Raw genomic sequence first — 11931 nt, 5'->3', positions numbered from 1 at the left:
ATGCCCGTATTTGCAGTCATAGCAGTTTGTACATACATGGTCAGTCTGCTGCTGATCGTTCCCGGACAAGTGCGCAAGCAAGCTCTTTATCGTCGATTGGCTATTTTATTAGCTATCGTGGCGATGGTTACTCACGCAATCACGTTGAAATTACAAATCTTTAGTGAAGCCAGCGGGCAAAATCTCACCCTCTTAAATTTAGGCTCCTCTGTCAGCCTCTTAATGTGTTTGATTATGACCGTGGTTTCCTATTTAGGCCGCGCGTGGTACTTAACCCCTATTGTGTATAGTTTCGCGATTATTAACCTGATTTTATCTACAATTATGCCGGGTGAGTTTATTACTCATTTAGAGGCAAGCACCCCATTATTTGTCCATATTGGCTTAGCATTATTAAGCTATGCTACGTTGCTTATCGCGGCGTTATATGCATTTCAAGTTGCCATTATTGACTACCAACTTAAAAACAAAATTCTGAAATTTAGCCCTGATATGCCGCCAATGATGGTCATTGAACGCAAAATGTTTCACGTCACTCAGGTGGGAGTCATTCTCTTGACCTTAACACTGTGCACGGGCTTTATTTATATGGATAACATCTTTGATAAAGAGAATATCCACAAATCCGTACTCTCTGTCATTGCTTGGTTTGTTTACGTTATTTTACTATGGGGACATTTTCATGGTGGATGGCGAGGCAAACGCGTCCTCTTTTTCCATGTGGGCGGTTCACTTATCCTTACCTTGGCGTTTTTTGGTAATCGATTGATTCAGCAATTAACCATGGCATAGAGCCATTTTAGCTTTAAACGGCTGTTATAAAAAAGGAACCTTGTTTTGGATGAAGTATCTACTGGTACTCTAATCATCATACTGATTGTTTTAATTTTTTTATCCGCTTATTTTTCAGCGTCAGAAACCAGTATGATGACGTTGAACCGTTATCGGTTAAAACATTTAGCGAAACAAGGTAATCGCTCCGCTATCCGTGTTGAAAAACTACTGCGCCATCCCGACCGCTTACTGGGCTTAGTATTGATTGGTAACAACCTAATCAACATTGTTGCCTCTGCTCTCGCGACCATTATCGGGATCCGCTTATATGGCAATATGGGTGTCGCCATTGCAACTGGCGTGCTCACATTTGTTATTCTGCTATTTGCAGAAGTGATGCCAAAAACCATTGCGGCACTGTATCCAGAACGTATTGCCTTTCCTAGTAGCTTTATTCTTACGCCACTGCAAAAAATCATGCTACCTGTCGTGTGGGCGTTTAATACTATTTCTGCCCTTTTTATGCGTTGCTGTGGGATAAATGTCTCAAATACTCGTAATGATGCGGTCAATAAAGAAGAGTTGCGTACCATTGTTCATGAGTCCAAAAACAAGCTCAGCCGCCGTAATCAAGACATGCTGATTTCGATTCTTGATTTAGACAAAGTCACCGTTGGCGATATTATGCTGCCACGTAATGAAATTGTGGGGATCGATATTAATGATGATTGGAAGTCGATTGTTAGGCAGCTCACTCACTCCCCTCATGGACGTATTGTCCTGTATCGTGATTCTCTTGATGATTTGATTGGTATTTTGCGTGTGCGAGAAGCTTATCGATTGATGGTAGAGAAACGTGAGTTCAACAAGCAGAATTTGATCAAAGCCGCCGATAGTATCTATTTCATTCCCAATAGTACGCCACTCAACGTTCAGCTGGTTAATTTCCAGCATAAAAAAGAGAAGCTTGGCATCATCGTTGATGAGTATGGCGAGATCCAAGGTTTGATCACCGTAGAAGATATTTTGGAAGAAATTGTCGGTGATTTCACAACATCAATGTCGCCTTCTCTAGCTGAAGAAGTCATGCCTCAGAGCGACGGCAGCGTCCTTGTGGATGGAACAGCAAACATTCGTGACCTGAATAAAGCATTTGATTGGAACCTCCCTATTGATGGTCCTAGAACCGTTAATGGGATGGTTTTAGAGGTATTAGGTGATATTCCACAACCTGAAGAACAAATTGTTATTGGGCACTATGTTATCGAAGTTTTAGTGATCAACGATAATATTATCAAGCAGGTAAAAATCACTCCGCTCGGTTTTGACTCACAAGCTCCTGAATTTTAATTGTTCATTTCAAAGAAAAAAAGCCTTAAAACCCTGACCAATTGATCGGTGATTTTAAGGCTTTTTAGTCTATCTTTTTCAATAATTAAACGTGAAGCTGGGCAAGCTTTTCTTCTGGCAATGCAAGTTCATCGTTTTTATTGACGAGAATATCTTTCGCTAGCACACTTCGAGCAATTTGCTGAGCTTCTTCAAGAGAGTGCATCTTGTAAGTACCACATTGGTACACATTAAGCTCTGGGATCTTATTTTGGTCTTGTACATGCAGTACATCCTGCATAGCAGCCTTCCAGGCGTTAGCAACACGCTGTTCATCCGGTTGACCAATCAAGCTCATATAGAAGCCTGTACGGCATCCCATTGGCGAAATATCGATGATTTCAACACCGTTACCATTAAGGTGATCTCGCATGAAGCCAGCAAAAAGGTGCTCTAGGGTATGTGTTCCTTTTTCTGTCATTGCTTCTTTATTTGGGACTGTAAAGCGTAAATCGAATACAGTGATAGTGTCCCCATGAGGCGTTGTCATCGTTTTCGCTACACGAACAGCAGGAGCAGCCATACGCGTATGATCCACAGTAAAACTGTCTAATAACGGCATTTCATGACCTCCATAAAAATAAAAAAAATAATTTTGAAAAAAATGAAACTAATCCAAAAATGCAGAGTCTGAATATGTGAAAGACGCGCAAATTGTTATCATCCCTAATTCTTTAAAAGATTTTTTGTTTGGCCACCTTGTTGTGGCCATTTTCTTTTAGCGTCCTGCGTGGATCTTAAGATACTCTTCAAAGCTTTCACTCTGATCCTGCTCCATTCGCTTTTGTTTCTCAATTGAAGCCAAACGCGCCTGTTCAAACTGCTCTTCAGTGATCACTTCATAAGATTCATTAATTAACTGATGATAATATTTTTCAGCTAATTCTAACCCATAACCACCAATACCTTTTTCCAGCATTTCGTCCATCACCAGCGCTGAATAGGTCAAGTTTGGATCTTCAAACATGGCGACAAACTGATGGCACACATCTTTGTATTTGGCATCACAGCAGGTATCTAAGACTTCAGCCACACGGATCAGATCTTTAAACAGCGTTTGTCCCACTTCAACCAATGGCTTAAGCTCGCTACCACAACCAAAGCCTATCACCTGTTCCGGCTTACGACCTTCAAGGATCACGCGGTTCCAGTTTTTGCGACAGCAATCCAACTCTTGAACATTCATTTCCGGGGCATCTGCAAGCACGCACCAAATGAGGAATAAATCCACAAAGCGAGCTTGGGTTTCATTAACCCCAATCGGACTAAATGGGTTGATATCAAGGGAGCGAACTTCAATATATTCGATACCGCCACGTAATAATGCATCAGAAGGCGATTCATTGCCTTGTGGTACACGCTTCGGACGAATTGGCGCATACAGCTCATTCTCGATTTGTAACACATTAGTGTTCAGCTGAACGTACTTGCCATCTTTTTTCACGCCCAACTTTTCAAATTCAGCGGAAGGCTTATGAATAGCTTTCTTCAGATTTTCCACATATTCATCAAGGTGGTTAAACGTAATATTTAAATCACTCTGAGATTTATTGGTGTAACCTAAATCACTCATTCTCAATGAGGTTGCATAAGGCAGATAATAAGTACCACACTCAGTTTTATTAAAATTCAGTGAGGTTTCTCTGTTCTTCAAGAAAGAGCCGCAAATAGCGGGAGATGCACCAAATAAGTATGGAATCACCCAACCAAAGCGATAGTAGTTCCTGATTAGGCGTAAATAGCCTTCAGAAATTTTTTCCTTTCCGCTTTCTGCGTCTTCAACACCTGCCCACGCTTTCCAAAACTCAATTGGGAATGAGAAGTTATAGTGAACCCCCGCGATGGTTTGCATTAATGCCCCATAGCGGTTTTTTAACCCTTCACGATACAGCGTTTTAAATTGCCCCACATTGGAGCTACCGTATTGCGCTAGTGTGATCTTATCTTCACTTGCAATAAAGCAAGGCATACTTAACGGCCACATTCTTTCATCGTGTAAATGACGTGCCGTATAGCGATGTAGATCTCGCAAAAAAGCCAAGTTGTGGCTAATGCTTTTATCTACAGGAGTAATAAATTCGAGTAAGGATTCCGCAAAATCCGTGGTGATCCATTTATGGGTAAGGGCTTTCCCCAGCTCATCTGGATGTAATGTCTCGGCTAACGCACCTTGAGGTGTCACGCGTAGTGTTTCACGTTCAATACCGCGTTGAATGCCATTGAGAATTTCCGGGTGCGCTTCTAACCATGAGAGCGCTTTTGATACGTCCGGGATCAAATCGACCTCCCGCCTGTGATTTAGTTTTATTTTAATAAGGTGATTACTTTAGCTTAAATCACATAAATTGTCGCTGTCTAGATGTGTGGTTTACCCGATGAGAAAACAGAAAGAAAAGGAAGGAAGATAGTAAGTTAGGATTTTAGGCAAAAAAAAACTCCTCAGATTGAGGAGTTTTTTAATGATGGTGCATCCGGGAGGATTCGAACCTCCGACCGCTCGGTTCGTAGCCGAGTACTCTATCCAGCTGAGCTACGGATGCAAAATTTGTCGATTATCAATCGATGCTGTATGACTACAGCAGTAATTTTGATTTATGAAATTGATGACAGAATTGTTGATACTACAGAAATGTTTAAGAGATGGTGCATCCGGGAGGATTCGAACCTCCGACCGCTCGGTTCGTAGCCGAGTACTCTATCCAGCTGAGCTACGGATGCATTTTAGTGCAATACGTACTTCTCTCTCAATACTGCTTAATCAAAATCTACTTCAATATTTATGGTTATAAATCTTATTAGCTTTAAGAACCATATTAAATCTAAACTACTTTTGTTTCAGTTCGCTATAAACCAAAACATCACCCTATCAGCTTTGCTTATAAGGTAGAAAATGGTGCATCCGGGAGGATTCGAACCTCCGACCGCTCGGTTCGTAGCCGAGTACTCTATCCAGCTGAGCTACGGATGCAGAGCCTAAAATGGCGGTGAGGGAGGGATTCGAACCCTCGATGCAGCTTTTGACCGCATACTCCCTTAGCAGGGGAGCGCCTTCAGCCTCTCGGCCACCTCACCATATTTTAGTCACATACGATTTGTTTTTGTTTAAACATCTCGTCTCTGTGTGGCGCACATATTACTTTCCTAGACTTAGAAGTCAAACAATTTTTCCAAACTTTTTGCATTCCAATGATCGTTTGCACATTTCACAAGCAAGATGATTAGTTTAACACCGAAAAAGCAATATTTCCGTGCTTTTTTGCCCCTTTATTATCTTCAATCTTATTATAAAAAATTCAGAAAAAAATAGAGAAAATTGATAGCACGTAGCTTAGTAGCATAAAAATAGTACAGAAAGAAAGGTGGATTCATTCAAAGAGATAGCGCTCAACACCAACATAATGTGCTAAGCCAATTAAAAAATAGAAAGATTAGGGAATGACTAAAGATAAAAAAGAGAAAGACAAGCGCCCATGATTGCTGTGTGATAACTCACTGGACGCTTATTCATTATTATTGATTGTCTGGTTGAGTCTTTTCGGCCTGGATCCGTTGATAAATTTCTTCACGGTGAACAGAAACTTCTTTTGGGGCATTAACACCAATACGTACTTGGTTGCCTTTTACGCCCAATACGGTCACTGTTACCTCATCGCCTATCATGAGTGTTTCACCAACTCGACGAGTCAGAATAAGCATTCTTTGCTCCTTGAAATATTAAAAGAGTCGGGTCTCTAGGTATTCCCCGCTATTGTCCATCACACACCGTGAAAACGTAAAGCAATGACATTCACCTAAAGCATTGATGCCATCAAGGCAATAATTCTAATTATTTACAAGCAAAATATAACACTACCGGCAACATATTAACAATGCTGCAACAGATTAAAGTTACCCCATTAAAATGGGGTAACTTCGCAGCAATTACAGTTTCGAATCAACCCATTGTTCGACACTTTCCATCGCTGTTGGTAATGCGCTTACGTCAGTACCTCCAGCCATCGCCATGTCTGGTCGACCGCCACCTTTACCGCCTACTTGCTGAGCAACATAGGATACCAAATCACCTGCTTTAATTTTAGCAGTCAAATCATTAGTCACACCAACAATTATACTGACTTTATCACCACTTGTGGTTGAAAGCACGATAATCGCCGATTTCAGCTGATTTTTTAGATCATCGACCATTGTTCTCAATAGTTTAGGATCAGTATCGCTTAATTGACTAACTAATAGTTTGATACCTTTAACATCTTTCGCTTTACTACCTAGTGAAGCACTTTCTTGAGAGGCTTGCTGATCTTTTAATTGCAAAATCTCTTTTTCAAGATTTCGTGATTTATCCAATGCAGCTTTAACTTTCTCAACTAGGCTAGTTGCATCACCTTTTAATAGATGAGCAATAGCAGAAAGTTGTTCTGATTGAGCATGTAAGTGCTCCATTGCAGTTGCGCCAGTTGTCGCTTCGATACGACGAACCCCAGCAGCGGTACCAGACTCACTTAAGATACTGAATAAACCAATATCCCCTGTGCGCCTAGCATGTGTACCACCACATAATTCGATGGAGAAATCCCCCATACTCAGAACACGTACGCGCTCTTCATATTTTTCACCGAATAATGCCATAGCCCCTTTCGCTTTCGCACCCTCTAAATCCATCAACTCAGTTTCAATTTCTGAGTTTTGACGGATCTGCGCGTTCACAATATCTTCCACTTGACGCAGTTGCTGTTGTGTCATCGCTTCAAAATGAGAGAAGTCAAAACGGAGATACTTGTCATTCACCAACGAGCCTTTTTGAGAAACGTGCTCGCCTAAGACTTGGCGTAATGCGGCATGTAATAAGTGAGTCGCCGAGTGGTTTAAGCGAATAGCATTACGTCTTTCACTATTGACTATAGCTGCAATTCGATGGTTAACAACTAATGAGCCAGATTCGACTTTACCCACATGACCAATTGCTTGACCATATTTTTGAGTATCAGTAACCGTAAAGTTAGCGCTGTCATTTTTAAGAGCACCAGTATCACCAACTTGACCGCCTGATTCTGCGTAGAATGCAGTTTTATCTAAAATGACTAAACCTTCATCCCCCGCTTGCAGGGAATCAACTGGCTGACCATCTTTATATAATGCAGTGATAGTCGCTTGCTGCTCATCATGCTGATAGCCTGAGAATTCACTATGTTTGTCAACTTTGATCAGAGCATTATAGTCTGCGCCAAAGCCGCTCGATTCTCTCGCACGACGACGCTGATCTTCCATTGCGCGCTCAAAGCCTTCTTCATCCACTTTAAGATTACGCTCACGACAAACATCAGCCGTTAAATCTAACGGGAATCCATAAGTATCATAGAGACGGAATGCAGTTTCTCCATCTAGCGTATCGCCTTTCAGTGATGCCAGCTCTTCATCTAATAATTGCAGACCGCGTTCTAAGGTGCGCGCAAACTGCTCTTCTTCAGTTTTTAATACTTTCTCAACTAAAGCTTGTTGACGCTGTAGCTCTTCCGCAGCAGGTCCCATCACTTTAATTAGGGTAGAAACTAATTTATAGAAGAACGTTTCTTTTGCGCCCAGCATGTAACCATGACGTACCGCACGACGAATAATACGACGTAAAACGTAACCACGACCTTCGTTTGATGGAATGACACCATCACTCACTAAGAATGCGCATGAACGAATATGGTCAGCAATAACGCGCAGAGATTTGTTGGACAAGTCAGTTGCACCTGTCGCTTCTGCTGCTGCAGCAATCAGTTCACGGAAAATATCGATTTCATAGTTCGAATTCACGTGTTGCAGAACCGCAGAAATACGTTCCAGCCCCATACCTGTGTCTACAGAAGGTTTTGGTAGTGGTTCCATGGTACCGTCAGATTGACGGTTGAACTGCATAAAGACGAGGTTCCAGATTTCGATATAGCGGTCGCCATCTTCTTCTGGACTTCCTGGAGGGCCACCCCAGATGTGATCGCCATGGTCAAAGAAAATTTCGGTACATGGTCCGCAAGGCCCAGTGTCACCCATCTGCCAGAAGTTGTCAGAGGCGTAAGGAGCACCTTTGTTGTCACCGATACGAATAATACGCTCAACAGGAACACCAATTTCTTTGTTCCAAATATCGTAAGCTTCATCGTCAGTCGCGTATACAGTAACCCACAGTTTTTCTTTTGGCAGGTTAAACCATTGTTCGCTGGTTAAAAGTTCCCATGCAAAACGAATAGCATCGTGTTTAAAGTAATCACCGAAGCTAAAGTTACCTAACATTTCAAAGAATGTGTGGTGGCGAGCTGTATAGCCCACGTTTTCTAAGTCGTTATGTTTACCACCTGCACGTACACAACGTTGTGCGGTTGTCGCTCGGGAATATGCTCGTTTATCCAGACCAAGAAATACATCTTTGAACTGGTTCATCCCTGCGTTAGTGAACAATAGTGTTGGGTCATTATTTGGCACTAGCGAACTGCTGGCTACCACCTGATGACCTTTCGTATGGAAAAAGTCGAGAAACGCTTGACGGATCTCAGCGGTGCTTTTACTCATATTTATCCCGATATCAAGCTGGAAACAGAATTACGAATTGTTGAGATGGAATGTAACATCACCTCTAATCAACTCTCCGATTAAAAAGTGACTGATAAGATAAAGTCTCTTTGTATAGAAGTAAAATATAGATACATCCATTCGCGGCTTTCATTGTAAAGCGTCTGAATATTTTCTGAAAGTATGTTTATACCTCTGGCTAGGGTATTTTTCCACAGAAAAACTGTTCAATAAACTATTATTGTGATAGGCAGATACAAAAAAGCGCCAATCAATTAAGAATGGCGCTTTTGATATCAACTTATTTCAACAAGTTAGCGTTGAATTAAAATTCTTCTGGAACTTCTTCTTCATCAGAATCACTGATGAAATCAGTTGCTGCACTGTTAAATTCACCTGTGTGGTTTAATAATAAATCACGCAGTTTTTTATCAATTTCTTGTGCAACTTCAGGATGTTCTTTCAGGTAAGTTGTCGAGTTCGCTTTACCTTGACCAATTTTGTCGCCGTTATAGCTGTACCAAGCACCCGCTTTTTCAATCAGCTTATGTTTAACACCTAAGTCAATTAGCTCACCGAAGGTATTGATACCTTCACCATAAAGGATTTGGAATTCAGCTTGTTTAAATGGCGCTGCAACTTTGTTTTTCACAACTTTAACGCGAGTTTCGCTACCAACAATTTCTTCACCGTTTTTCACTGCACCAATACGGCGGATATCTAAACGGACAGAAGCATAGAATTTCAGTGCGTTACCACCAGTCGTGGTTTCTGGGTTACCAAACATCACACCAATCTTCATACGGATCTGGTTGATGAAAATCAGCAAGGTATTTGAGTTTTTCAGGTTACCCGCTAATTTACGCATTGCTTGGCTCATCATACGCGCCGCAAGACCCATATGAGAATCACCAATTTCACCTTCAATTTCAGCTTTTGGTGTTAATGCTGCAACGGAGTCAACGATGATCACGTCTACTGCACCAGAGCGAGTTAATGCATCACAGATCTCTAACGCTTGCTCACCAGTATCTGGTTGGGAACACAGCAGGTTATCAATATCAACGCCTAATTTTTTCGCGTAGATAGGGTCAAGTGCGTGCTCAGCATCAATAAATGCACACGTTTTACCACTACGTTGTGCTGCAGCAATAACTTGCAAAGTTAATGTCGTTTTACCGGAAGATTCAGGACCGTAGATTTCAACAATACGCCCTAATGGCAAACCACCCGCACCTAAAGCAACGTCAAGAGATAAAGAGCCTGTTGAAATGGTTTCAACATCCATTGTGCGGTCTTCACCAAGACGCATAATAGAACCTTTACCGAATTGCTTTTCGATTTGACCTAATGCCGCAGCAAGTGCTTTTTGTTTGTTTTCATCAATAGCCATGTTTACTCCCTAAGGCAATGGTGACAACCATTGCGAATAAAACGATTGAATTCGATTTGATGGAACTAAGTATACTGTATAATCATACAGTATCAAGAAAATTTTTCAGATATTAACTGTAAAAGCGTTTCTATCGAATAACCTGTTGATTGTAAACGAACTTGATACCTATCACCTTCGAATACTTGATGACGAGTCACGACATCCACAGTACCATTGGACTGCTTTAATGCAAAACCAAACCAAACTGTTCCTACTGGCTTGTCCTTGCTTCCGCCACCCGGTCCGGCAATTCCGCTGACTGACATCGCAAAATCTGCCTGAGCTTCATTTAATGCGCCAAGTGCCATTTCCTGAACCACTTGCTGACTGACTGCACCAAAACGCGTTAATGAGTCGTTCGTTACCCCAATCATTTGGTGCTTGGCTTCATTACTGTAAGTCACAAATCCACGGTTAAAATAAGCCGAGCTACCAGAGATATCCGTCAACACTTTGGCAATCCATCCACCAGTACAGGATTCTGCCGCCGTCACTGTTTTATCAAGTTGCAGTAAACGCTGTCCTAACTGAATACTTAATATTTCGAGTTGCTTCTCATCTATCATTTGGCTATTCACCATTATGCTGTTTTTTTACGAGCGCGATCCCAAATCCACAGCCCTGCAATCGCGATAGCAAACACTACACCAAAACCGACACCCACGCTCACGACTGAGAACCCAACCTTTATCGCCAGAGAATATAACCCTAGCATTAATAGCATGGCGCTGTTTTCACCGAGATTTTGTACTGCGATGGCATTACCTGCTCCGACCGTTTCTTTACCCTTCTCTTGAAGCAAAGCATTCAGTGGAACCACAAATAATCCACCAAAAATCCCTAATACCATCAATATAAAATATGAAGGAATAATATTGGTTTGCAGTGACAGGAAAACGACCATAACCCCAATTACGATCCCAGCGGGAATACAGCGATAAACCGTTTTTAAGGTGATAAATTTCGCCGCTAACCCTGCCCCCACCACAATACCTATTGCAACCATCGCATTCAAAATGGTCGGGGTTGTATTATCTTGTAATCCTAAGGCCACTGGCACCCATGCTACCAACAAGAAACGTAATGTCACCCCTGCACCCCAAAACATGCTGGTACCCACAAGGGAGAATCGGCTTTCTTGGTTTGCCCATAAAATACGACAGGCGGAGAAAAAATCCACCAGCAACAGTTTGAAATTCCATCCTGTTCCTGGTCTTGCCGCCGCTAAATGTGGAATAAAAAAGTTTACAATGACCGCTAGCGCATACAGTAAAGAGCAGGTTCCCAACGCCAATAATAGGTTAATGTCAGAGAGCATACCGCCCACCACAGAGCCCACTAAAATCGCAGCTATCGTTGAAGCCTCCATTAAACCGTTAGCTTTTACTAAATTATCGCCTCCGGTCAGCTCGCCCAAAATACCGTATTTTGCAGGGGAATACGCCGCAGCACCGACACCTACTAACCCATAGCATAAGAATGGGTTAACCCCTAAACAGATCCCCAATGCCCCAACAAATTTAAATATGTTGGAAAACAGCATCACGCGACCTTTAGAGAATCTATCCGCTATTTGCCCCACAAATGGTGCCAGCACAATATAGGTGAAAACAAACACCATTTGTAGAATTGGATGGCTCCATTCTGGGTAAAATTCCGCTTTTAGCTGCGCTAATATCGCGAATAATAAAGCGTTATCTGCAAACGCAGAAAGAAACTGAGATGCCAGAACGGCTTTCATCCCAGTGCTCATCAGTGGCGTGTTTGGTGTGCTCTCCTGCATA

General features: G+C 42.0%; 9 protein-coding genes and 4 tRNA genes. 2 read left to right on the top strand and 11 right to left on the bottom strand.

Annotation, left to right across the window (positions count from 1 at the left end):
* Positions 1–792, top strand: a complete 792-nt coding sequence (locus HFU86_RS04940; RefSeq protein WP_108479420.1) for a cytochrome C assembly family protein — start codon at positions 1–3, stop codon at positions 790–792.
* A gap of 45 nt (positions 793–837) precedes the next feature.
* Positions 838–2124 (top strand): CNNM domain-containing protein, encoded by a 1287-nt coding sequence (locus HFU86_RS04935; RefSeq protein WP_132496278.1) that lies wholly within the window; start codon positions 838–840, stop codon positions 2122–2124.
* 85 nt (positions 2125–2209) lie between these two features.
* On the opposite strand, the gene luxS is transcribed toward HFU86_RS04935, so the two are convergent.
* The 11 genes from luxS to lplT all read right to left on the bottom strand — a co-directional run bounded on the left by luxS (position 2210) and on the right by lplT (position 11930).
* Positions 2210–2725, bottom strand: a complete 516-nt coding sequence (gene luxS, locus HFU86_RS04930; protein WP_036949818.1) for an S-ribosylhomocysteine lyase — start codon at positions 2723–2725, stop codon at positions 2210–2212.
* Between the two features lie 156 nt (positions 2726–2881).
* On the bottom strand, positions 2882–4441 hold the full coding sequence (gshA, locus tag HFU86_RS04925; RefSeq protein ID WP_187128827.1) for a glutamate--cysteine ligase: 1560 nt from the start codon (positions 4439–4441) through the stop codon (positions 2882–2884).
* Positions 4442–4626: 185 nt separating this feature from the next.
* Positions 4627–4703: transfer RNA gene (locus tag HFU86_RS04920), tRNA-Arg, on the bottom strand.
* 101 nt (positions 4704–4804) lie between these two features.
* Positions 4805–4881, bottom strand: a tRNA-Arg gene (locus tag HFU86_RS04915).
* A 173-nt stretch (positions 4882–5054) separates the two neighbouring features.
* Positions 5055–5131, bottom strand: a tRNA-Arg gene (locus HFU86_RS04910).
* An 11-nt stretch (positions 5132–5142) separates the two neighbouring features.
* A tRNA-Ser gene (locus HFU86_RS04905) sits at positions 5143–5235 on the bottom strand.
* 438 nt (positions 5236–5673) lie between these two features.
* Positions 5674–5859, bottom strand: a complete 186-nt coding sequence (gene csrA, locus HFU86_RS04900) for a carbon storage regulator CsrA (protein ID WP_004264815.1) — start codon at positions 5857–5859, stop codon at positions 5674–5676.
* 225 nt (positions 5860–6084) lie between these two features.
* Positions 6085–8712, bottom strand: coding sequence for an alanine--tRNA ligase (gene alaS / locus HFU86_RS04895; RefSeq protein WP_187128826.1), 2628 nt, complete (start codon positions 8710–8712; stop codon positions 6085–6087).
* A 325-nt stretch (positions 8713–9037) separates the two neighbouring features.
* Positions 9038–10105 carry a recombinase RecA gene (gene recA, locus HFU86_RS04890; RefSeq protein ID WP_036954212.1) on the bottom strand — a complete coding sequence of 356 codons (1068 nt, stop codon included), beginning with the start codon at positions 10103–10105 and terminating at the stop codon, positions 9038–9040.
* Between the two features lie 92 nt (positions 10106–10197).
* A complete protein-coding gene (gene pncC, locus HFU86_RS04885) occupies positions 10198–10713 on the bottom strand; it encodes a nicotinamide-nucleotide amidase (protein ID WP_165906942.1) in 516 nt (171 codons plus the stop codon).
* 14 nt (positions 10714–10727) lie between these two features.
* Positions 10728–11930, bottom strand: a complete 1203-nt coding sequence (lplT, locus tag HFU86_RS04880; protein WP_187128825.1) for a lysophospholipid transporter LplT — start codon at positions 11928–11930, stop codon at positions 10728–10730.
* Position 11931 lies beyond the last annotated feature (1 nt).

It is taken from the genome of Providencia sp. JUb39 (genome assembly GCF_012272845.1).
In the GTDB taxonomy this organism is placed as follows: Bacteria; Pseudomonadota; Gammaproteobacteria; order Enterobacterales; family Enterobacteriaceae; genus Providencia; species Providencia lanzhouensis.
Note: the sequence above shows the minus strand (reverse complement) of the source record. Positions and strands in the feature narration are given on the sequence as shown.

Coding starts and splice junctions, on each gene's coding strand:
- HFU86_RS04940 (WP_108479420.1), top strand. CDS start 1: ATGCCCGTATTTGCAGTCATAGCAGTTTGTACATACATGGTCAGTCTG.
- luxS (WP_036949818.1), bottom strand. CDS start 2,725: ATGCCGTTATTAGACAGTTTTACTGTGGATCATACGCGTATGGCTGCT.
- csrA (WP_004264815.1), bottom strand. CDS start 5,859: ATGCTTATTCTGACTCGTCGAGTTGGTGAAACACTCATGATAGGCGAT.
- alaS (WP_187128826.1), bottom strand. CDS start 8,712: ATGAGTAAAAGCACCGCTGAGATCCGTCAAGCGTTTCTCGACTTTTTC.
- recA (WP_036954212.1), bottom strand. CDS start 10,105: ATGGCTATTGATGAAAACAAACAAAAAGCACTTGCTGCGGCATTAGGT.
- pncC (WP_165906942.1), bottom strand. CDS start 10,713: ATGATAGATGAGAAGCAACTCGAAATATTAAGTATTCAGTTAGGACAG.
- lplT (WP_187128825.1), bottom strand. CDS start 11,930: ATGCAGGAGAGCACACCAAACACGCCACTGATGAGCACTGGGATGAAA.